Here is a 21,857-nt window from a genome sequence, read left to right as displayed (position 1 = left end):
GCAACGGCTCCCGTGCGCTGGTCAGAGCGTCGAACGCACCCGGATGATCCGCCGACGCAACCACACGCGGCGCTCGCCACCCACGTAGAGCCGGGTGCGGTCGAGCTCCCAGCGTCCGTACTCGGCCTCCTCCGTCAGGAGGCGGACGGCGTCGTGGCGGCTCACGGACCTGTCGATCGTGAGCACCCGGTACTCGTACTGGCTGCTGGGCTCCGTGCGGGCCACGCGCTGCGGGGGAGGAGTGCTCGCCATGTTCCACCGTCCTCGGGTCGGTCGTGAGCAGGGGAGTCGTGAGCCGTACCTCACTCTCCCGCGCCGGGATTCCGAGTGCCATTGTGCCTCTCCCAGGGCTACCGTCAGGGTATGACCGCTGACCCGCGTGCCGCCCTCGATCGATTCATCGCTGCCCTCGAAGCTCATTACACCGCCGTCGCCGCGCGCCGTGGCGAGGACGACCCTGCGGTCGACGACGCCTACTACGTGCTCGCGGACGCCTACGAGGTCTACGACGAGTCGCTCGCGCAGGTCCACGGCGAGGCCACGCCGTTCTACCTCGCGGAGGACGACGACGATGACGACCGAGACGACGACGAGGACGGCGACGACCGGGACGCGGACGACGGGTCGGACGAGGACGACCAGCTCGACGAGGAGTTCGACGAGGTCGACCTTCACGACGGCGCGAGCCGCTGACGGGCCCTGAGGGGACGGGCTACCAGCGCTCGGGGTAGCCGAACGAGAGGGCGCTGACGTCGTCTAGCGCGTGGTGGACGGCGTCGGGAAGCTCGAGGTCGCTCGCCGCGAGCGAGGCGCGCAGCTGTGACGGGGTGCGGGCGCCGACGATCGCGCTCGAGACGGCGGGGCGCTGCAGGAGCCAGGCCAGCGCGACGTCGAGAGGCGCCCGCCCCAGACCGTTCGCGGCCGTCACGACGGCCTCGACGATGCCCGACGACGGGCCGTCGAGGTACGGCTGGACGAACCCGGCCAGGTGCGACGACGCCCCGCGGGAGTCCGCGGGCAGCGAGCTGCGGTACTTGCCCGTCAGCACGCCGCGCCCCAGCGGTGACCACGCTAGGACGCCGAACCCCATCTCGGTCGCGGCCGGCACGACCTCCCGTTCGATCCCGCGCTGCAGCAGCGAGTACTCGAGCTCCACAGCACTGAGCCCGACGTCGCCGCGCGCCTCGAGCGTCGCCGCGGCGCGGGCCGCGGCCCACCCGGGGTGGTTGGACAGGCCCACGTAGCGGGCGCGGCCGGTCGTCACGGCCAGGCGCAGGGCCGAGAGCGTCTCGTCGAAGGGCGTCCGGGGGTCCGGGGTGTGCACCAGGAAGAGATCGACGTGATCCGTCCCCAGGCGCGCCAGCGAGGCGTCGAGCGAGTCGAGGAGCGCCCCACGGGACGCGTCGACGGTGTTGCCGTCGGCGGTCGTGCGGATCCCCGCCTTGGTGCACAGCAGCACGTCGCCCCGGTCGACCTTGCCCGCCGCGAGGAGCGAGCCGATCATGGCCTCGCTCGCGCCGCCACCGTAGGAGGCCGCGGTGTCCAGGAGGTTGCCCCCGGCGTCGACGAAGTCGCGGAGCTGCTCGGCCGCGTCGATCTCGTCGGTGTCCCGACCCCACGCCATGGTCCCCAGGCCCACGGGCGAGACGCGAAGGCCGGTGCGGCCGAGCTGACGAAGTTCCATGCGCGGCAGGTTACCGGCGAAAAGGGCGTGGTGCCCGGAGACGTGGCGCTCTCGGGAGGGTGAGGTCCGTCGCTTCCGCCTGCGCGGTCGGACGCGGGGGCACGGCTGGCTCGTCGCGAGGGCCGGCAGGTGTCCGGACGGTGACCGGTGGATGCCCGCGCGGTGGCCGTCGGTCGACGCCCCGATGACGCTTTCGACGATCCGGCCTGTCCGGCCATGGTCGGCCGTCACGCGCCGGTATCGTGCCCTTCGTGAATGCGTGGGAAGCAGTCCTCCTCGGCCTCGTCCAGGGCCTGACCGAGTTCTTGCCCGTCTCCTCGAGCGCGCACCTGCGCATCGTGGGTGAGCTGATCGGCTCGGCCGACCCGGGGGCGGCCTTCACCGCGATCACCCAGATCGGGACCGAGACCGCGGTCCTGCTGTACTTCCGCCGGGACATCGCCACGATCTGCGGCGCGTGGTGGCGGGCGATCCGGGGCGACAACGGCACCGACTGGCGCGCACGGACGGGCAAGGGCGACCACCACGCCGCCATGGCCTGGTTCATCGCACTCGGCTCGATCCCGATCGTGGTGCTCGGGCTCGCGTTCCAGGACGCGATCGAGGCGTCGCTGCGCAACCTGTACATCACGGCGTTCATGCTCGCCGCGTTCGGCTTCCTCCTCGGGCTCGCCGACCGGGTCGGGGCCAAGAGGCGCACGCTCGACGAGCTGACCCCGCGACAGGCCGTCGGCTTCGGGCTCGCGCAGGCCCTCGCCCTGGTTCCCGGCGTGTCCCGGTCCGGCGGCACGATCACGGCGGGCCTGCTCATGGGGTTCACGCGCGAGGCGGCCGCACGCTATTCGTTCCTGCTCGCGATCCCCGCGGTCCTCGGCTCGGGGTTCTACCAGCTCGCGAAGTCGATGTCGGCGGAGCCCGTGCCGGGCGCTCCCGGGTTCGGGGCGACCCTGATCGCGACGCTCGTCGCCTTCGTCGTCGGGTACCTGGTGATCATCGCGTTCCTGAAGATCGTCTCGACGTTCAGCTACACGCCGTTCGTGATCTACCGGCTCGTGCTCTCCGGGGTCGTGGTGCTGCTGCTCACGTTCGGGGTCCTGCAGCCGCTCGCCTGACGCACCTCGCGGCCGGGCGCACGTCGCGCGGCCCGCCGGCTACATCCACCCCACCTTCTTGAACGCCCCGTACAGGCCCACGCACCCGGCCACCATGATCGCGAGCGCCATCGGGTAGCCGAGCGACCAGTGCAGCTCGGGGATGTGGTCGAAGTTCATGCCGTAGACGCCGCCGACAATCGTGGGGAACACGAGGATCGCGGCCCAGGCGCTGATCGTGCGCATGTCCTCGTTCTGGCGCACCGAGACCTGCGACAGGTGCACCGAGAGCATGTCGGACAGCAGGTCGTCGTGCGCGTCGAGGTGGCGGTCGATGCGCTCGACCGTCGAGACGAGGCGGTCCATGAGCCGCTTGTCGAACGTGATGCGCGACCGGGCGCTTCCTGACACGAGCTCGGGCAGCTCGGCCGTGATGGGCAGCAGCGCCCGCCGGGCCTCGGTGATCTCGCGCTTGAGGTCGTAGATGGGCAGGACGGGGTCGGTGTTCCGTCGGGGCTCGAACACGATCTTCTCGACCTCGGCGACCGCGTCGCCCAGGGCCAGCTCGACGTCGGAGGCGGTCGCCACGAGCGCGAACAGGGCCTCGCCCGCCAGGTGCTGCACACCCTTGCCCCGCCCGTGCGACGGGCCGGTCAGGTGCTCGCGCATCCGGTCGTGGACGCCCCCGGCGCCCTTCTCGACCGTGACCACGACGTCCGGTCCGACGAGGATGCAGAAGCTGCCCGTGCTGACCTGCCGGTCGTCCTCGGAGAAGGCCACGGTCGGGGTCACGACGAGCAGCCAGTCCATGCCGATGTGCTCGACGTGCGCGAGGGGGTGCTTGACGTGCCGCACGTGCACGGGCAGGTGCCCGCGCCCCCACTGGGTGCTCAGGCCCACGCCGAGGGCTTCGGCGGCCTCCACGAAGTCGTCGAGCGTGCGGACCTCGTACCAGCGCGCCCCGCTCTCCTGGTCGGTCGCTCCCTGGTCGTCCGCTCCCGGGTCGACCGCGTCCGCGACGTCGCCCGGTCCGGTGCGCCCCTCAGCGGGCCGCACGCGCCCGTCGGACCCCTCGACCCACAGCTCCTTGTAGCGCGTGGGCGCCGAGCGCGGCTTCTCGGAGGCGTCGTGCTCGGGGGAACGGGGGTCGGGAGGACGTGTGGGTTCGCTCACCCCTGCATTCTTGCCCGACGCCGCAGGCACGCCACCCAGGACCGGGGGCGCGCCGTCGTCGGGCACCCGGCGTCGACGCGGAGTGTCCCGCGGCGAGGACGGTCGAGGACCCCGCGCCCGTTCGCGGCTAAGGTTGTCGCGTGCACAGCTGGCCCATGCCTCAGATTCCTTCCCTGCCCGGCCGAGGACTCCCGATCCGGGTGCACGACAGCACCACCGGGGAGCTCGTCGTCGCCGCGCAGGGGGACACCGCGACCATGTACGTCTGCGGGATCACCCCGTACGACGCGACCCACATCGGGCACGCCGCGACCTACGTCGCGTTCGACCTGCTCAACCGCGCCTGGCGCGACTCCGGGCACCAGGTCACGCACGCCTCGAACGTGACCGACGTCGACGACCCGCTGCTCGAGCGTGCGACCGCGACCGGCGTCGACTGGTGGGACCTCGCGGTCGAGCAGACGGCGCTGCTCGCCGAGGACATGACGGCCCTCGGCGTCGTGCCCCCCGACGTGTACCGCGGGGCGGTCGAGGCCATCCCGGACGTCGTGGCGGCCGTCGAAGCGCTCATCGAGGACGGCTTCGCGTACCGCGTGCCCGTCGAGCCCGGAGCGGGCGGTGACCGTCCAGATCTCGGGGACGTGTACGCCGACCTCAGCGCCGACGCGCGCTTCGGCGCCGTGTCGCGGCTCAGCCGCGAGGACATGCTCAAGCTCTTCGGCGAGCGCGGGGGAGACCCCGACCGCGACGGCAAGAAGGACCCCCTCGACCCGCTGCTGTGGCGGCGCGAACGCAGGGGCGAACCCACCTGGGACGGCGCGAGCCTCGGCACCGGGCGCCCTGGCTGGCACATCGAGTGCGCCGTCATCGCACGCGACGGCCTGGGCCTGCCCTTCGACATCCAGGGTGGCGGAGCGGACCTCCTCTTCCCGCACCACGAGATGTCGACCTCGCACGACCGCCTGCTCGACCACGGCTTCGGCGCACGCAACCACGTGCACGCGGGTCTCGTCGCCTACCAGGGCGAGAAGATGAGCAAGTCACGGGGGAACCTCGTGTTCGTCTCGCGGCTGCGCGCCACGGGCGTCGACCCCATGGCCATCCGCCTCGCGCTCCTCGCGCACCACTACCGCTCCGAGTGGGAATGGACCGACGCCGACCTCCCGGCGGGCGTCGAGCGACTCGAGCGGTGGCGCTCGGCCGTGTCCGGCAACGGCGGACCCGAGGCCGACGCGACCCTCGCAGCGGTGCGCGCGGCGCTCGCGGACGACCTCGACGCCCCCGCCGCGCTCGCCGCGGTCGACGCGTGGGCCGACGTCTCGCTCGCCGACGGGCGCGACACCTCGGCCGACACCGAGGGCGCGCCCGGCGTGATCTCGCGCGCGGTCAACGCGCTCCTCGGGGTGCGGCTCTGACCCCGTCGCCCACCCACCCCTGCCTGCGACGACGGCCCGTGGCTCCCTCGGTGGGGCCACGGGCCGTTCGTCGTGCGGGACCGGGCCCCACGGGAGGCGCCGACCCGGTGCTCAGGCGAGCGGGCCGCCCGTGCCGTCGTCCCGGCGCTTGAGATAGCGCTCGAACTCGCGGGCGATGGCCTCACCGCTCGCCTCGGGCAGCTCGGCCGTGTCCTTGGCCTCCTCGAGCTGGTGGACGTACTCCGCGATCTCCTCGTCCTCCGCGGCGAGCTCGTCGACGCCGTGCTGCCACGCCTCGGCCTCCTCGGGGAGGTCGCCCAGCGGGATCGGGTCGGACAGCAGCTCCTCGACCCGCGACAGGATCGCGATCGTGGCCTTGGGTGAGGGCGGGTTGGCGACGTAGTGCGGCACCGCGGCCCACAACGACACGGACCGCATCCCGCGCTCCGCGGCGGCGTGCTGGAGGACGCCCACGATCCCCGTCGGCCCCTCGTACGAGTTGGGCTCGACGTCGAGGACCGCACGCAGGCCAGCGCTCTCGGACGTGGCCGTCATGGGGATGGGCCGCGTGTGCGGGACGTCGGCGAGCAGCGCGCCGAGCGTGACGACCGTGGTCACCCCCTCGCGCTCGGCGAGGTCGAGCAGCTCGCGGCAGTACCGGCGCCACCGCATCGACGGCTCGATCCCGTGCACCAGCAGGACTCGCCTGCCGCTGCCCGGGGCCGTGGCCGCGACGATCCTGGTCGCCGGCCAGGTGATCTCGCGGCGGCCGTCCTCCCCGGTCGTGACGACCGGGCGGATGACCTGGAAGTCGTGGTACTCCTCGGGGTCCAGCTCCGCGAGGTCCTGGGCGTCCCACAGGTCGTGCAGGTGCAGGAGCGCCGCGGTCGCGGCACTGCCGGCGTCGTTCCATCCCTCGAAAGCGGCGAGCATGACCGTCTGGCGGTGCTCGGCCGGCTCGGCCGGGAGTGTCGGCTCGGGCAGGTCGGCCGGGTCGAGCGGTTCCCTGGTCTCGTTCATCGTCCCAGCCTAGGACGCCGAAGGTCCGGCGGCCGACGCGGAGTCCCGGTGCGGCCCTCGCCCGTCCCCGCCGGGAGGCGCGCGTGGGCCGTGGCAGGGTCGCCAGCTAGGGTGGCAGGACGGCCACGAACCGTTCCCCGAAGCATGGAGTACTCGTTGAACCCCCTGGAAACACCCGCTCTCGCACGCCCCGACACCGCCGCTCGTGAGGCGCTCGTCCTGCCGCAGGCCGTCCTGTGGGACATGGACGGCACGCTCGTCGACACCGAGCCCTACTGGATCGCCGCCGAGCACGAGCTCGTCGAGGCGCACGGCGGGACCTGGTCGCACGAGCAGGCGATGCAGATGGTCGGCAACCCGCTCGTCGAGTCGGCCAGGATCCTCCAGGCAGAGGGCGTCGACCTGCCCGCCGAGCAGATCATCGACTTCCTCATCTCGCGCGTGATCGCGCAGGTCGAGGTCGAGGTCCCGTGGCAGCCCGGCGCGCGAGAGCTCCTCGCCGAGCTGCGCGAGCGCGGGGTGCCGTGCGCGCTCGTCACCATGTCGTACCGCTCGCTCGCCGAGCCCGTCGTCGGGATGACCCCGCCCGGGTCGTTCGAGACGCTCGTGTGCGGGGACGAGGTCACGCACGGCAAGCCCCACCCCGAGCCGTACCTCGTGGCCGCAGAGCGCCTGGGGGTCGACGTGACGCGGTGCGTCGCGATCGAGGACTCGCCCACGGGCATCGGGTCTGCGCAGGCCGCCGGCGCGGCGACGCTCGGTGTCGAGGCCGTGGTCCCCGTGCCGGTCCTGCCCGGGCTGAGCCGGACGCCGTCGCTCGCGCTCGTGGACGTCGACATGCTCTCGCGCATCCTCGCGGGCGAAGTGATCGACCTGTTCGAGGGCTGACACACCCCACGGAGCCCTCGAGCGTGCCGGGTACCGCGGGCAGGACGTCCGTCCGCGGGGCCTTGTGGTCCCGCGCGGGTCGGTGCGCGCGTTCATCGTCGAGGCTCCCAGCGGAAGACCCGTACGGCGACGGCCACCGCCACGCCCACCCAGGCGAGCGTCGGGGTGAGCAGGAGGAGCGATTCGGAGACGGAGGTCCCTCCCTGCCAGGAGCTCACGACGAGCTCGGTGGCCGCGCCCCCGGGGAGGAGCCGCTTGAGCAGCGCGAGGCTGTCGGTTCCGGTGATGCCGACCCAGCTGGCGACCGCCACGACGCCCAGGCTCAGGGGCAGGCTGGTGACCTGGGCATGCTCGGGCGAGGTCGTGACCCCGGCCGTCGCGATCCCGAAGGCCAGCATCATCACGAACGTCGCGAGCACCGCGAGCACGAGCACTACCGGGGCGGCCGGACCGCCGCCCACGGCACCGAACACGCCCAGGATCACGCCCACCTGGACGAGGGCGATCACGGAGACGGGGAGCACGAGGCCCGTGAGGATGCTCGCGTCCCTCGCAGCCGTCGAGCGCAGCCGCTTGAGGAACAGGTCCTGGCGCCGGGCGGCGAGCGTGGTCACCGTGGTCGCGTAGAGGCTGAACGCGGCGATGGTGAACACGAGCACGGCCGCGACATAACCGACGCTGCCGATCCTGGCGAAGACGTCGCGGAAGCTGATGAAGAACACGGCCGCGGCGACGGGCATGACCAGGCTCGTGACGAGCACGGCACGGTTGCGGAAGAGCTGGACCAGCTCGCTGTGCGCGATGGGGAGCATGAGGGTTTCCTCTCGGGGGCGGGCTCTGCGGAAGGTCTAGTGGTGCGGGGACGGGTCGGGTCCGTCGTCGCTGCCTACGGCGCGGAACACGTCGTCCAGACGCGTCGGGGCCGCGGACAACCCCTGGAGCTCCACGACGTGGTCCTCGGCCCAGTCGAGGAGCTGCTTGAGGTCGCGCTGGAGCGTGAACGTCTCGATGAGCCAGGTCCGGTCGTCCTGCGGGAGAGATCGCTCGGGAGGGGCCGGTGCGCCGAGCGGGAGCGAGAAACGGATCGAGGCCGGCAGGGCCAGCGTGAGCTCGTCGACCGTGCCCTCCCGACGGAGCGTGCCGCGGTGCATCAGGCCGATGCGGTCGGCACGTTGCTGCGCCTCCTCCAGGTAGTGGGTGGTGAGGACGACGGTCGTCCCCTCGTCACGCAGGTCCTGGACGGTCTCCCACAGGGCGTCACGGGACGCGATGTCCAGACCGGTGGTGGGCTCGTCGAGGAAGACGAGGTCGGGCCTGCCGTACACCGCGGTAGCGAAGTCGAGTCGCCGCTTCTCACCTCCCGAGAGCTGGGTCACCCGCGTGTCCGCCTTGTGCCGAAGGTCGACGAGACCCAGCACGCGGTCCACCGAGTCCGTGCGCCCGGAGAGGCGGCCGAGGAGCCCGACCGTCTCTGCCACGGTGAGATCGGGAGAGAAGCCGCTCTCCTGGAGCATGATGCCGGTCCGGGCACGCACCGCACTGCGATTCTCCGGGCTCTCACCGAAGACGCGTACCGTTCCCGTAGTTGCTGCGCGGTGGCCCTCGACGACCTCCAGGGCCGACGTCTTGCCGGCGCCGTTGGTGCCGAGGAGTGCGTACAGCTCACCGCGTCCCACCCGCAACGACAGGTCCTTCACGGCATGGAAGCCGCCGTACACGACGCCGAGGTTCTCGACGTCGATCACTGGGTCTGAGGTCATGGCACCATCTCAGCCGCGCGCAGTCCGCGCTCCCAGTGCCGTGGCGTCAGGGGTCGGTATGACGTCTGCGGAGGACACGCATGACGTGGTGTCACTGGTCTCCGTCCTGCCCCGGCCGGATACTGACTCTGAGACCGTCGCCGAACCAGTGAGCTGCCCATGGACGCACGCCCCTCCGCGCCGGAGGTCCCGACGGCGCCCCGCGAGCGCGTCACGGCGCGTCCGTCGCCGTACAGGTCGCCGTGGGGCTCCCGCGCGACCCGCACGTCGGAGGCGTCGCGCCGCCGTTTCCGGCGGCTCAACCTCCTCGCCCTCCTGCCCGTGCTCGCGCTCGTCGGCGCCTATCTCGTCGCGGTGCAGGCGCAGGACGCGGTGCAGGCGGTCGTGCTGGCTCTCGGGACCGCAGCGGCCCTCCTGGCCTTCGAACGGTGGACGGCGGCCGACCTCGTGCGCGTGCAGGTGCCCTGCCTGGTCGTCGCCGCGGCGGTATGGCCCTACGGCGTCCTCGTGGTGGAACCCGGTCCCGAGGCCGCGTACTACGGTCTCGCGATCGTCGGGAGCCTGGTCGTCCCCGAGCTGTCCCGCCACCGGGCGGCGGCCGCTGTCGGCGTTGCCGGGTACGTCGCCGCGGTGGGCGTCTGGGGCCTGGTCGCGTCGGGGAAGGTCGACGCCGCGGGGCTCGTCGCGTACGTCCTCGTCCCGACCGGGATCACGGTGGTCCTGATCGGCATGCGCTACCCCCACAAGGGCTTCTACGACGTCATGACCGAGCTCGAGGAGGCACGGGAGCGCGAGGCCGAGCTCGCGGTCGTGAGGGAGCGCATGCGGTTCGCGAGCGACCTGCACGACATCCAGGGCCACACCCTGCACGTCGTGAAGCTCAAGATCGCGCTCGCGCAGAAGCTGGTCCGGACCGACACGTCGGCGGCTGAGCGGGAGCTGCGCGAGACGTACGCACTGGTCGGGGACACGATCGCGCAGGCGAAGGAGCTCGCGTACGGGCAGCGCCGTCCCAACCTCTCGGCAGAGCTGGAGAACGCGCGGCGCCTTCTGGAGGCCGCGGGTATCCGCGTGCGCGTCGACCGCCCGGCGGAGCTGGGCGCGCACTTCGGAGATCTCCTCGCGCAGGTGCTGCGTGAGACCACGACCAACGTCTTGCGTCACTCGCGCGCCACGTTCGTGCACGTCCTCCTCACGGCCGACGGCATCACCGTCGTCAACGACGGCGCTCCCGCCACCAGCCCGACGCTCCACGGCCTGGCCGTCCTCGCAAGGCGTGTGTCGGAGGCGGGCGGCGAGCTCACTGTCGAGGTCGCCGACGGGCTCTTCCGGACTGCGGCCACGTTCTCGGTTCCGGGACAGCGCACCGGTCCGAGGAGCGAGGGGCAGGGCCCGTGACCACGATCGTGCTGGCTGACGACGAGGTCCTCCTGCGCAGCGCCCTTGCTGCGCTGCTCCCGCTCGAGGGCGACGTCATCGTCGTGGCGGAGGCAGCCGACGGGGCGCAGGCGGTCGAGGCCACGCTCGCGCACCGCCCTGACGTGCTCGTCATCGACCTCGAGATGCCTGGCGTCGACGGGCTCGAGGCGGTCGCCCGGATCCGGCGGGTCGCGCCCGACCAGGTGATCCTCATGCTCACGCGCCACGCCCGTCCAGGCGTCCTGCGCAAGGCGCTGCGGCTCGGCGTGCAGGGCTTCGTGAGCAAGTCCGCCGAGCCGAGCCACATCACGACCGTCATCGCGGCGCTGCACCAGGGGCGGCGTTGGATCGACCACGACGTGTCCGCTGCCGCGCTCATGGACGACGTGCCACTGACGGACCGCGAGCTCGACGTGCTTCGCGTCACGCGCGACGGCTTCTCCGTCGCCGAGATCGCGGCCAGGCTGCACCTGGCGCAGGGTACGGTCCGCAACTATCTCTCGAGCGCGATGCAGAAGACCCAGACGCGCACGCGGCACGAGGCCGCGCGCTACGCGCGCGAGCACGACTGGCTCTGAGGCGGACCCCGGTCAGCGGCTCCGTGCACGCTTTCCGGAGCGACGTGATGGACCTCATCGAGCTCTGAGCCAGGCAGATCCCGGCATGACGCCGGGGATGTGGTCTTCGGCGGAGCGCCAACGATTGTTGGTGTTCCGCGGAACACACCACCTGGGGTGGGTGCTACGCAAGGCTCCGCTCGCGCGTCGTCGGGGCCGGGCGACGCGTCCTACGACGCCACGGCCTCCGGCGCGATGCCGAGCGCGAGCTCGACCGCGCCCTCGGGGATCTCAGGCGGCGTCCCGCCGAACTGCGGGCACACGGCCTGGTGCGCGCACCACCCGCACAGCGGGGTCCGGCGCGGGGTCCACTGCCCGGTGCGTGCGGCCTGCGTGATGGTCGACCAGAGCGTGCGCACCTGCTCCTCGACCGCGCGGAGGTCCGCCTCCTGCGGCTCGGCGCGCAGCACCTGGCCGTCACCCAGGTAGACGAGCTGGAGCATCTTGGGGATCTCGCCCCGCTCGCGCCACAGCACGAGGCCGTAGAAGCGCATCTGGAACAGCGCAGAGCCCTGGTACTGCGGGCGGGGAGACTTGCCCGTCTTGTAGTCCACGACCCGCATCGCACCGTTGGGGGCCACGTCGAGCCGGTCGACGATGCCGCGCAGCAGCGGACCGTCCTCGAGCTGGGTCTCGACGAACATCTCGCGCTCGGCGGGCTCGAGGCGGTTGGGGTCCTCGAGCGTGAAGTACGTGCCCAGGAGGTTCCCTGCGCCGTCGAGCCAGGCCTGCACCCCGCCGTCGGCCGGGTTGTCGGGGCCTGCACCCGCACCGGCCGAGCCCGCAGACCCCGCAGCGCCACCGGCGAACAGCTCCGCGTACCGCGGCTCGGCCTCCTGCAGCCGCTCCCACTCGCCGGGCAGCATGGCCTGGGCGGCCGCGAGGGTGCGCTCGCCCACGGGGGCGTCGTAGAGGCGTTCTAGCACCGAGTGGACCAGGGTGCCGCGCGCGGCCGCAGAGCTGGGGGGCTCGGGCAGCTTGTCGACCACGCGGAACCGGAACAGCAGCGGGCACTGCATGAAGTCGTTCGCCCGGGACGGCGACAACGCGGGCCGACGGCGCTCGCGAGGAGCGTGGCCCAGGAGCTCGGCCGTCTCGACGGACTCGAGCGGCTCGGCGGCGTCCGCGGGCGCGACGGACCCGGTGGGCGCGACGGGCCCGGTGGGCCGGCCAGAAGTGTGGCCGGAGCCTGCGAGGTCGGGGGCGAGGGACGTCATGCGTCGAGCCTACGTGGCCACTCCCACACGACCGCGACGTTCCACAGCACGGGTCAGGCGCAGGTGCCCGACATAGGGTGTCGACGTGGAGACCACCCCGGCACCGGCACGTCGCGCCCCCCGAGACCCGCAGCTCACGAAGGGCTGGATCATCGGTCGGGTGTCGGGTGCCCCCGTCATCCTGACCCCGTCCTGGTTCCTGGCCGCAGCCGTGCTGACGTTCCTGTTCGTCCCCACGGTGCGCAGCTTCGCGCCGCACCTCGGCAGCAGCGAGGTCTACCTGGTCTCGTTCGTCTTCGTGCTGCTGCTGTTCGTCTCGGTGTTCCTGCACGAGGTCGCGCACGCCGTGGTCGCGAAGGCTCGGGGGCACCAGGTCACGGAGCTCGCCGTGACCCTGTGGGGCGGCCACACCGCGTACTCGGGCGCGTCGAGGCGTCCGCTCGACGGCATCCTCGTCTCGGTCGTCGGCCCGCTCACCAACCTTCTCCTCGCGGCGGTGTGCTGGCTCGTCTTCCAGGTGCAGCCGACCATGACGATCCCCGCCCTGCTGCTGTACGCGGCGGCGTTCTCGAACGCGTTCGTCGGCATCTTCAACCTCCTGCCGGGTCTACCCCTCGACGGCGGCCAGATCCTCGAGTCCGCGGTCTGGGCCGCGACCGGTTCCCGCACCACGGGCACGATCGTCGCGGGCTGGGTCGGGCGGGTCGTGGCGATCGGGGTCGTCCTCTGGGCGCTCGTGTGGCCGCAGCTCAACGGCTACCAGGTGTCCTTGTTCACGGTCGCGTGGGCCGCGCTCATCGGCGCCTTCCTGTGGTCCGGCGCGGGGGCCGCGATCAAGAACGGCCGCACGCGCGAGGCCGTCGCGGGCCTGTCGGTCGCGGCGCTCGCGTACCCGGCCGTCGCGGTGCCCGTCTCCAGCACGGTGGCCGACGCCGTCGTGTCGGCCCAGCGCGCCGGTGCCGGTCACGTCGTGCTGGTCGAGGCGGACGGCCACCCCGTGGCCTTCGCGGACCCCGCGGCCGTCGCCGCGGTGCCCCCGGCGCAGGCGCCGCTGACCCCGGTCGGGGCCGTCGCCGTCGGGCTGCCTCCCACCGCGTGGGTCGACGTGCACCTGCGCGGCCAGGCCATGCTCGACGCCGTGGCCGCGGTGACGCGCGACGCCCCGGTGGTCGTCGTGACCGACGGCGGTCGCGTCGTCGGGCTCCTGGACGTCACGCGCGTCGTCGCGGCGCTCAAGGGGACCCGCGGGCGCTGACCCGTCACCGGGCCGCGTCCGAGGACCGGGCGGGAGACCCGTCCCGCCCGACTAGGATGGTCGCCCGTGACCCACGACCCCGCGCACGACGCCTCCGCCCTGCCCGCCCCGGCCGACGACGCCGCCACGCAGGCCCCCACGCCGACCGGCGCCGACGTGCGGCGTGGACCGCTGCGCCTGGGGGACAAGGTCCAGCTCACGGACCCCCGCGGCCGCCTGCACACCATCACGCTCGCGACGGGGGCGACGTTCCACACGCACCGCGGCTACCTCAGCCACGAGGACCTGGTGGGCCTGCCCGAGGGCTCGGTCGTGCGCAACACCGCAGGCATCGAGTACCTCGCGCTGCGCCCGCTGCTCGCCGACTACGTGCTCTCGATGCCGCGCGGCGCGGCCGTGGTCTACCCCAAGGACGCGGGTCAGATCGTCGCGATGGCCGACATCTACCCCGGTGCGCGCGTCGTCGAGGCGGGCGTGGGCTCGGGTGCGCTGACCATGTCGCTGCTGCGCGCCGTCGGTGACCAGGGCACCGTGCACTCGATCGAGCGCCGTGAGGACTTCGCGGCGATCGCGCGCGGGAACGTCGAGCTGTTCTTCGGTGGGGAGCACCCCGCGTGGGAGCTGTCGGTCGGCGACCTCTCGGACGTCCTGCCGCAGGTCGCGGAGAAGGGCTCGATCGACCGCGTCGTGCTCGACATGCTCGCGCCGTGGGAGAACCTCGACGCCGTGGCCGACGCGCTCGCGCCGGGCGGGGTCCTCATCTGCTACGTCGCGACCGCGACCCAGCTCTCGCGCCTCGCCGAGGACCTGCGCTCCGACGGCCGCTACGCCGAGCCCTCGGCGTGGGAGTCGCTCGTGCGCGGCTGGCACCTCGAGGGGCTCGCGGTGCGCCCGCAGCACCGCATGGTCGGGCACACGGGCTTCCTGCTCACGGCACGCCGGCTCGCGGACGGCACGGTCGCGCCCCTGCGCAAGCGTCGCCCCGCGAAGGGGTCCTACCCGGTGGCCGAGGAGTGGACGCCCGAGGACCTGGGCGAGCGGTCGGTCTCCGACAAGCGCGTGCGCCGCGTGCGCCGCGACGTCGGCCAGGGGGCCCAGCTCGACCCGCGTACGGGCCAGCCGCTCGAGCCGGTCGAGGCGACCACCGAGGACTCCGTGGCTCCGGACGGGCAGGCGCAGGACACGCAGGACGTTTCGGACGTGCTCGACAACGATTGAGGAGCGACCGTCTCAACCCGGGCGTTCCTGCAGCGCCCGGCGGACACTTGTGCGTAAGGTCGTGCCTCGATCACCGGGTTGCCGGGGATCGGTGACGCACCGGTGACGGGGTCGACCGCACGACCTCCTGACGGTGCCAGCGAGAGGGAGAAGGCCGGATGACCGACGCGCCTGGACTGACACCTGGACAGACCCCGAGCCGTGACGCGGAACGCCAGCAGGCGATCCTGTCCGCGAAGAACGAACGGCTCGCCGAGGCCCTGCGGGCCGCACGGGACCAGATCATCGACCTCAAGCGGCAGATCGACGAGCTCGCCAAGCCCCCGGGCACCTACGCGCTGTTCCTCGGCGCGCACCCCGACGGCACCGTGGACGTGTCCGCGGCGGGCCGCAAGATGCACGTCGGGGCGAGCCCGAGCCTCGACGTGTCGCGGTTGCAGCCGGGCCAGGAGGTCAAGCTCAACGAGGCCATGACGGTCGTGGCCGCCGGCGGGTACGAGCAGGTCGGCGAGCTCGTGACGGTCAAGGAGCTCCTGGGCTCCGACCGCGCGCTCGTCGTGGGGCGCTCGGACGAGGAGCGCGTGGTGCGGCTCGCAGGCTCGCTCGCCGACTCGCCCCTGCGCGTCGGGGACTCCCTGACGATCGACACGCGCAGCGGGTTCGTGTTCGAGATCGTGCCCAAGTCCGAGGTCGAGGAGCTCGTCCTCGAAGAGGTCCCCGACATCGACTACTCCGACATCGGTGGCCTGGGGCCGCAGATCGAGCAGATCCGCGACGCCGTCGAGCTGCCGTTCAGCCACCCGGACCTGTTCCGCGAGCACGGGCTGCGCCCGCCCAAGGGCGTCCTGCTGTACGGGCCCCCCGGGTGCGGCAAGACGCTCATCGCCAAGGCCGTCGCGAACTCCCTCGCGCACACGGTCGCCAAGGCGCGCGCCGCGGCGGGCGAGCTCGCGGGCGAGCCGGTCGTCTCGGACCCGGACGGCGCGAAGAGCTACTTCCTCAACGTCAAGGGGCCCGAGCTCCTCAACAAGTACGTGGGGGAGACCGAGCGCCACATCCGGCTCATCTTCGCCCGCGCCCGGGAGAAGGCCTCGCAGGGCACCCCCGTCGTGGTGTTCTTCGACGAGATGGAGTCGCTGTTCCGCACGCGCGGCACGGGCCTGTCGTCCGACGTCGAGACCACGATCGTGCCCCAGCTCCTGAGCGAGATCGACGGCGTCGAGCGCCTCGACAACGTCATCGTCATCGGTGCGTCCAACCGGGAGGACATGATCGACCCCGCGATCCTGCGCCCCGGGCGGCTCGACGTGAAGATCAAGATCGAGCGCCCGGACGCCGAGGGTGCCAAGGAGATCTTCGCGAAGTACCTGACGACGGACCTGCCGATCCACCCGGACGACCTGGCCGAGCACGGCGGGAGCCCGCAGGAGGCCCTCGACGCGATGATCACGAGCGTGGTCGAGCGCATGTACTCCGAGGGCGACGAGAACCAGTTCCTCGAGGTCACGTACGCGAGCGGCGACAAGGAGGTCCTGTTCTTCAAGGACTTCAACTCGGGCGCCATGATCCAGAACGTCGTGGACCGCGCCAAGAAGTCCGCGATCAAGGACCTCCTGGCGACCGGCCGGCGCGGCATCCGGGTCGAGCACCTGCTCGCGGCGTGCGTCGACGAGTTCAAGGAGAACGAGGACCTGCCCAACACGACCAACCCCGACGACTGGGCGCGGATCTCCGGCAAGAAGGGCGAGCGCATCGTCTTCATCCGCACGATCATCCAGAAGAAGGGCGACGGGGCGGGTGCCACGGCGCGCACCATCGACACCGTGACCAACACGGGTCAGTACCTGTAGCGCAGGTCCCGGCGCCTCGCGCCGCCGTGCACGACCAGGCCCGACGGCGCACCCCGCCGCCGGGCCTGGTCGTGCACGGGACGGGTCGGGCAGGTGCGTCGTGACGGTCCCCTCCGTGGACAGCCCGCCCCGCCGCGGCGGCCCCGGCATAGGGTGGTGCTCGTGACCGTGCGACGCGTGATGGGGATCGAGACCGAGTACGGCGTGCTGCAGCCCGGGAAGCCGCTCGCCAACCCGATGCTCATGTCGAGCCAGGTCGTGACGACCTACCGGGCGCTCGCGGCCCGTGCCGACGGCGCTCGCGGCAAGGCACGGTGGGACTACGACGACGAGGACCCGCTGCAGGACGCCCGGGGGTTCCACCTCCAGCGGGCCGCGGCCCACCCCTCGCTGCTGACGGACGACCCGAGCCGGCCCGCGCCGTCGGGCCCCGTGGCACAGCGCCCCGGTGCGGCGACCTCGCTCCAGGAGGTCGCGCGCCCCACGCACGAGGAGTACGACGACCCGAGCGCGGCGAACGTGATCCTGACCAACGGGGCGCGGCTCTACGTCGACCATGCGCACCCCGAGTACTCCTCGCCCGAGGTCACGAACCCCACCGACGCGGTGTGCTGGGACGTCGCGGGCGAGCGCATCATGCTCGCGGCCTCGCGCGAGCTCAGCGCCGTGCCGGGCTCGGAGGTCGTGCTGTACAAGAACAACGTCGACGGCAAGGGTGCGTCCTACGGCACGCACGAGAACTACCTCGTCGACCGCGAGGTACCGTTCACGACCATCGTCGAGCTGCTCACGCCGTTCCTCGTCACGCGCCAGGTCTTCACGGGCTCGGGGCGCGTGGGCCTCGGCGCCGTGGGGCAGGAGCCGGGCTTCCAGCTCTCGCAGCGCGCGGACTACATGGAGGCCGAGGTCGGCCTCGAGACGACGCTGCGCCGCCCCATCGTCAACACGCGCGACGAGCCGCACGCCGACCGTCAGCGCTGGCGCCGCCTGCACCTCATCATCGGGGACGCGAACCTGTTCGAGGTCGCGACCTACCTCAAGCTCGGCACCACCTCGCTCGTGCTTTTCGTGATCGAGCAGCTCGACGCGCTCGCGACCGTCGAGGGGGCCTCCGCGGCCTCCCTGCGCGCCGAGCTCGCGGCCCTGCGTCTGCACGACCCGGTGACCGACGTCCAGAAGGTCAGCCGCGACCTCGACCTGACCACGCCCCTCCTGCTCGCGGACGGCCGCCGGCTCACGGCCCTGCAGATCCAGCGTGTGTACGCCGACGTGGCGCGCCGCGCGGCCGAGCACCTGGGCACGCTCGACGACGAGACCCGAGCGGTCCTCGACCGGTGGGACTCGGTGCTCGAGCGCCTCGGGACGGACCCCGCGTCGTGCGCCACGGAGGTCGAGTGGGTCGCCAAGCTGCGGCTCCTGGACCGGTTGCGGCGGCGCGACCACCTCGACTGGGACCACCCGCGGCTGGCCGCGATGGACCTCCAGTGGTCGGACGTCCGCCCCGAGCGCAGCATCTACCACCGGTTGCTCGCGGCGGGGGCCGCCGAACGCCTGGTCGACGAGCGTGCGGTCTCCCAGGCCGTGCACCACGCGCCCGAGGACACGCGCGCGTACTTCCGGGGCGAGGTCATGGCCCGGTTCGGCGACCAGGTCTCGGCCGCGAGCTGGGACTCGGTGATCTTCGACGTCGTGGGCGCCCCGTCGCTCCAGCGCGTGCCCATGCTCGACCCGTTGCGCGGGACCAGGGCTCACATCGGCGCGCTGCTCGACGCGAGCACGGACGCGGGCGCGCTCCTCGAGGGTCTCGCGGGCAGCCGATGAGGTGCCCCGCCGTGCGCTCGCGGCTCGTCGCACCTCGCGAACTGCACGCAAGAGCCTAGGCTTCAAGAAGACGCGGGCCTCGCGCAGGGCCGCCCACGGATCAGCAGGACAGCACGCACACCCAGGAGGCGAAGATGGCCCAGGAACGCAGCAGCGCATCGCACGAGGATCGCCGTCCCGACGACGACGCGGCCACCCCCGCGCCGGTCGCACCCCAGGCGCAGGACCGGGACGCCGAGGTCGACTCGCTCCTGGAGGAGATCGACGAGGTGCTCGAGTCCAACGCCGAGTCGTTCGTCCGAGGGTTCGTCCAGAAGGGCGGCGAGTAGCCGGACCGGCCAGGAGCTGATGACCATGGACCACTCCGGGCGTCTGCCGCACGCCTTCACCACGCCGGGCTCGTCCTCCTTCGTGGAGTTCCTCGCGAGCCATGCCCCTGACCTGCTGCCCTCGGCGAGGGCCGTCGCGGGTCCCGCGGCCGCGGGCGGCCACGGCGCTGCGGGCGCCCAGCTCGCCCCGCACGCCACGACGATCGTCGCGCTGACCTTCGGGGCTCCTGGGACCCCCGGGGCGGGGGTCGTCATGGCGGGGGACCGCCGCGCCACGATGGGGTCGATGATCGCCAACCGGGAGATCGAGAAGGTCTTCCCCGCCGACGAGTTCTCCGCGGTGGGCATCGCGGGGACCGCGGGCATCGCGGTCGAGCTCGTGCGCCTCTTCCAGCTCGAGCTCGAGCACTACGAGAAGATCGAGGGCGCGCTCCTGTCGCTCGACGGCAAGGCGAACCGGCTCTCGACCATGATCCGGGCGAACCTCGGCCTGGCCATGCAGGGCCTCGCGGTCGTGCCCTTGTTCGCGGGCTACGACCTGGACCGAGGGCTCGGGCGCATCTTCTCGTACGACGTCACGGGCGGGCGCTACGAGGAGCGGGACCACCACAGCGTGGGGTCGGGCTCGGTCTTCGCGCGCGGGTCTCTCAAGAAGCGCTGGCACCCGGGCCTCGACACCGCAGACGCGGTCCATGTCGCCGTCGAGGCCCTGTACGACGCGGCCGACGACGACTCGGCGACCGGGGGGCCGGACGCGGTCCGCCAGATCTGGCCCGTCGTGGTCACGGTGACCGCCGAGGGGTACCGCCGGGTCCCCGACGACGAGCTCGCGACGGTCGCCGCGCGGATCGTCGCGGAGCGCACCGAGCAGGCCGACGGGAACCGCGCCGCACGCGTGCGGATCGCACGGCCCTCGGCGGGGCTCGCCCCGGAGCCGCCGGGGATCCCGCCCGACCAGCCGGACCCGACCGGCCGGGAGCACGGGGGAGGTGACGCACGATGAGCATGCCGTTCTACGTCTCGCCCGAGCAGCTCATGAAGGACCGGGCCGACTTCGCGCGCAAGGGCATCGGCCGGGGTCGCTCTGTCGTCGTGCTCGCCTACGACGAGGGCATCGCGTTCGCGACGCACAACCCGTCGCGGTCGCTGCACAAGATCTCGGAGATCTACGACCGCATCGCGTTCGCGGCGGTCGGCAAGTACAACGAGTTCGAGAACCTGCGGGTCGCGGGCGTGCGGTACGCGGACCTGCGTGGCTACTCGTACGACCGGTCCGACGTCAACGCGCGCGGCCTGGCGAACGCGTACGCGCAGACGCTCGGCACGGTCTTCACGACCGAGTCCAAGCCGCTCGAGGTCGAGCTGGTCGTGGCCGAGGTCGGGCCGAGCCCGGCCCAGGACCAGATCTACCGCCTGTCGTACGACGGGTCGGTCGCGGACGAGACCGGCTTCGTCGTCATGGGCGGGCAGGCCGAGCAGCTCGGCCGGGACCTGGGCGAGGCCTGGCACCCCGGCATGACGCTGCCGGAGGTGCTGCGCCTCGCGGTCTCGACGCTCGGCGGTGCGGGGGCGCACGACGCTCGCGACGCGCTCGAGGGGGCGCAGGCCATCCCCGCCAACCAGCTCGAGGTCGCGGTGCTCGACCGCACCCGCCCCCGGCGTGCGTTCCGCCGCCTGACCGGCGCGGTGCTGGCCGGGTTGCTCGAGGAGAAGCCCGAGGAGGCTCCGGATGGACCGTAGGATCTTCGGTCTCGAGACCGAGTACGGCGTGACGTGCGCCTCGGACGACGGCCGCGGCCTGTCCGCGGACGAGGTCGCGCGCTACCTGTTCCGCAAGGTCGTCGCGTGGGGCCGGTCGTCGAACGTGTTCCTGCGCAACGGGTCGCGACTGTATCTCGACGTCGGTTCGCACCCCGAGTACGCGACCGCCGAGTGCGACGACGTGCGCCAGCTCGTGGCGTACGACCGCGGCGGCGAGCGCATCCTGGAGGGCCTCGTGGCCGACGCCCAGGAGCGGCTCGAGCACGAGGGCCTGCCGGGGCGCATCCACCTGTTCAAGAACAACACCGACTCGGCCGGGAACTCCTACGGGTGCCACGAGAACTACCTGGTCCGCCGGCAGGGCGACTTCGCGCGCCTCTCGGACGTGCTGGTGCCGTTCCTCATCACGCGCCAGGTGCTCACGGGGGCCGGCAAGATCCTCGCGACGCCGCGGGGAGCGATCTACGCTCTCTCGCAGCGGGCCGACCACATCTGGGAGGCGGTCTCGAGCGCGACCACGCGGTCGCGCCCGATCATCAACACGCGTGACGAGCCGCACGCCGACGCCGAGCAGTACCGGCGCCTGCACGTGATCGTCGGCGACTCCTCGATGGCCGAGACCACGACGATGCTCAAGGTCGGGGCGACCGACCTGATCCTGCGCATGATCGAGGCAGGGGTGCCCTTGCGCGACATGGCCCTCGAGAACCCGATCCGGGCCATCCGCGAGATCAGCCACGACATGACCGGCAAGCACCCCGTGCAGATGGCGAACGGTCGCACCGTGACGGCCGTGGACCTGCAGGGCGAGTACCTCCAGCGGGTCAAGGAGTTCGTGGACGCGAACGAGACGCCCACTCCCGTCGTGAAGCAGGTCCTGGACCTGTGGGAGCGTGGGCTGCGTGCGCTCGAGACCGACGACCTGTCGCTCGTCGACCGCGAGCTCGACTGGGTCATCAAGCTCAAGATCCTGCGCCGCTACCAGGAGAAGCACGGCCTCGAGCTCGACGACCCGCGCATCGCCCGCCTGGACCTGGCGTACCACGACATCTCGCGGACCGACGGCCTGTACAACATGCTCGCGGCCCGCGGCATGGTCGAGCGGATCACGACGGACCTCGAGGTGTTCGAGTCGACGGCGATCCCGCCGCAGACCACCCGCGCCAAGCTGCGCGGGGACTTCGTGCGCAAGGCCCAGGAGGCCAGACGCGACTACACGGTCGACTGGGTGCACCTCAAGCTCAACGACCAGGCGCAGCGGACCGTGCTGTGCAAGGACCCGTTCCAGAACGTCGACGAGAGGGTCGAGCGGCTCATCGAGTCCATGTGACCGTGTCGG

21 protein-coding genes are annotated in these 21,857 nt (G+C 72.3%); 14 read left to right on the top strand and 7 right to left on the bottom strand.

The genetic code is table 11. The features are described from left to right. Positions 1–21 precede the first annotated feature (21 nt). The gene (locus JOD49_RS02290) at positions 22–252 is read right to left on the bottom strand and encodes a DUF5703 family protein (RefSeq protein WP_205305806.1); all 231 of its coding nucleotides are present in this window, start codon (positions 250–252) and stop codon (positions 22–24) included. Between the two features lie 111 nt (positions 253–363). On the opposite strand from JOD49_RS02290, the gene JOD49_RS02285 reads away from it, so the two are divergent. Continuing rightward, positions 364–693: a primosomal protein gene (locus JOD49_RS02285; RefSeq protein WP_205305805.1), complete on the top strand. Its 330-nt coding sequence runs from the start codon at positions 364–366 to the stop codon at positions 691–693. A 19-nt stretch (positions 694–712) separates the two neighbouring features. On the opposite strand, the gene JOD49_RS02280 is transcribed toward JOD49_RS02285, so the two are convergent. Further along, positions 713–1,684 carry an aldo/keto reductase gene (locus JOD49_RS02280; RefSeq protein WP_205305804.1) on the bottom strand — a complete coding sequence of 324 codons (972 nt, stop codon included), beginning with the start codon at positions 1,682–1,684 and terminating at the stop codon, positions 713–715. A 251-nt stretch (positions 1,685–1,935) separates the two neighbouring features. Here JOD49_RS02280 and JOD49_RS02275 point away from each other — a divergent pair, with 251 nt between their 5' ends. After that, a complete protein-coding gene (locus JOD49_RS02275; protein WP_205305803.1) occupies positions 1,936–2,796 on the top strand; it encodes an undecaprenyl-diphosphate phosphatase in 861 nt (286 codons plus the stop codon). Positions 2,797–2,835: 39 nt separating this feature from the next. Here the strand turns inward: JOD49_RS02275 and JOD49_RS02270 are convergent, their stop codons facing one another. Continuing rightward, positions 2,836–3,948 (bottom strand): CorA family divalent cation transporter, encoded by a 1,113-nt coding sequence (locus tag JOD49_RS02270; RefSeq protein WP_205305802.1) that lies wholly within the window; start codon positions 3,946–3,948, stop codon positions 2,836–2,838. 140 nt (positions 3,949–4,088) lie between these two features. On the opposite strand from JOD49_RS02270, the gene mshC reads away from it, so the two are divergent. Then, positions 4,089–5,363 carry a cysteine--1-D-myo-inosityl 2-amino-2-deoxy-alpha-D-glucopyranoside ligase gene (gene mshC, locus JOD49_RS02265; RefSeq protein ID WP_205305801.1) on the top strand — a complete coding sequence of 425 codons (1,275 nt, stop codon included), beginning with the start codon at positions 4,089–4,091 and terminating at the stop codon, positions 5,361–5,363. Positions 5,364–5,474: 111 nt separating this feature from the next. Here the strand turns inward: mshC and JOD49_RS02260 are convergent, their stop codons facing one another. Further along, positions 5,475–6,383 carry a PAC2 family protein gene (locus JOD49_RS02260; protein WP_205305800.1) on the bottom strand — a complete coding sequence of 303 codons (909 nt, stop codon included), beginning with the start codon at positions 6,381–6,383 and terminating at the stop codon, positions 5,475–5,477. A gap of 144 nt (positions 6,384–6,527) precedes the next feature. On the opposite strand from JOD49_RS02260, the gene JOD49_RS02255 reads away from it, so the two are divergent. Continuing rightward, entirely contained in the window at positions 6,528–7,271 is a 744-nt protein-coding gene (locus tag JOD49_RS02255; RefSeq protein ID WP_205305799.1) for an HAD family hydrolase, read from the top strand. A 92-nt stretch (positions 7,272–7,363) separates the two neighbouring features. Here the strand turns inward: JOD49_RS02255 and JOD49_RS02250 are convergent, their stop codons facing one another. Together JOD49_RS02250 and JOD49_RS02245 are read right to left on the bottom strand one after the other, a co-directional pair. Then, positions 7,364–8,083 (bottom strand): ABC transporter permease, encoded by a 720-nt coding sequence (locus JOD49_RS02250; protein WP_205305798.1) that lies wholly within the window; start codon positions 8,081–8,083, stop codon positions 7,364–7,366. Positions 8,084–8,119: 36 nt separating this feature from the next. Next, positions 8,120–9,031, bottom strand: a complete 912-nt coding sequence (locus JOD49_RS02245; protein WP_205305797.1) for an ABC transporter ATP-binding protein — start codon at positions 9,029–9,031, stop codon at positions 8,120–8,122. A 159-nt stretch (positions 9,032–9,190) separates the two neighbouring features. Between JOD49_RS02245 and JOD49_RS02240 the strand changes: the two genes are divergently transcribed. Continuing rightward, positions 9,191–10,429 (top strand): sensor histidine kinase, encoded by a 1,239-nt coding sequence (locus tag JOD49_RS02240; RefSeq protein ID WP_205305796.1) that lies wholly within the window; start codon positions 9,191–9,193, stop codon positions 10,427–10,429. After that, complete coding sequence (locus JOD49_RS02235; protein WP_205305795.1) at positions 10,426–11,028, top strand: response regulator transcription factor; 603 nt, start codon at positions 10,426–10,428, stop codon at positions 11,026–11,028. The genes JOD49_RS02240 and JOD49_RS02235 overlap by 4 nt, the downstream gene beginning before the upstream one ends. 209 nt (positions 11,029–11,237) lie before the next feature. Here the strand turns inward: JOD49_RS02235 and JOD49_RS02230 are convergent, their stop codons facing one another. Then, positions 11,238–12,284 carry a RecB family exonuclease gene (locus tag JOD49_RS02230; protein ID WP_205305794.1) on the bottom strand — a complete coding sequence of 349 codons (1,047 nt, stop codon included), beginning with the start codon at positions 12,282–12,284 and terminating at the stop codon, positions 11,238–11,240. A gap of 85 nt (positions 12,285–12,369) precedes the next feature. Between JOD49_RS02230 and JOD49_RS02225 the strand changes: the two genes are divergently transcribed. The 8 genes from JOD49_RS02225 (at position 12,370) to pafA (ending at position 21,848) form a co-directional block, all read left to right on the top strand. Beyond that, positions 12,370–13,539 carry a site-2 protease family protein gene (locus JOD49_RS02225; RefSeq protein ID WP_307822320.1) on the top strand — a complete coding sequence of 390 codons (1,170 nt, stop codon included), beginning with the start codon at positions 12,370–12,372 and terminating at the stop codon, positions 13,537–13,539. Positions 13,540–13,638: 99 nt separating this feature from the next. Continuing rightward, on the top strand, positions 13,639–14,757 hold the full coding sequence (locus JOD49_RS02220) for a tRNA (adenine-N1)-methyltransferase (RefSeq protein ID WP_239525474.1): 1,119 nt from the start codon (positions 13,639–13,641) through the stop codon (positions 14,755–14,757). A gap of 158 nt (positions 14,758–14,915) precedes the next feature. After that, positions 14,916–16,607, top strand: coding sequence for a proteasome ATPase (gene arc / locus JOD49_RS02215; protein ID WP_205305793.1), 1,692 nt, complete (start codon positions 14,916–14,918; stop codon positions 16,605–16,607). Positions 16,608–16,787: 180 nt separating this feature from the next. Then, positions 16,788–18,428, top strand: a complete 1,641-nt coding sequence (dop, locus tag JOD49_RS02210; protein WP_239525472.1) for a depupylase/deamidase Dop — start codon at positions 16,788–16,790, stop codon at positions 18,426–18,428. Between the two features lie 134 nt (positions 18,429–18,562). Next, positions 18,563–18,757, top strand: a complete 195-nt coding sequence (locus tag JOD49_RS02205; RefSeq protein ID WP_205305792.1) for a ubiquitin-like protein Pup — start codon at positions 18,563–18,565, stop codon at positions 18,755–18,757. Positions 18,758–18,776: 19 nt separating this feature from the next. Next, positions 18,777–19,760, top strand: a complete 984-nt coding sequence (gene prcB / locus JOD49_RS02200; protein ID WP_205305791.1) for a proteasome subunit beta — start codon at positions 18,777–18,779, stop codon at positions 19,758–19,760. Further along, positions 19,757–20,497 carry a proteasome subunit alpha gene (prcA, locus tag JOD49_RS02195; RefSeq protein WP_205305790.1) on the top strand — a complete coding sequence of 247 codons (741 nt, stop codon included), beginning with the start codon at positions 19,757–19,759 and terminating at the stop codon, positions 20,495–20,497. Before prcB ends, prcA begins: the two co-directional genes overlap by 4 nt. Then, the gene (gene pafA, locus JOD49_RS02190) at positions 20,487–21,848 is read left to right on the top strand and encodes a Pup--protein ligase (protein ID WP_205305789.1); all 1,362 of its coding nucleotides are present in this window, start codon (positions 20,487–20,489) and stop codon (positions 21,846–21,848) included. Before prcA ends, pafA begins: the two co-directional genes overlap by 11 nt. Positions 21,849–21,857 lie beyond the last annotated feature (9 nt).

It is taken from the genome of Oerskovia jenensis, assembly GCF_016907235.1.
GTDB lineage: Bacteria > Actinomycetota > Actinomycetes > Actinomycetales > Cellulomonadaceae > Oerskovia > Oerskovia jenensis.
Note: the sequence above shows the minus strand (reverse complement) of the source record. Positions and strands in the feature narration are given on the sequence as shown.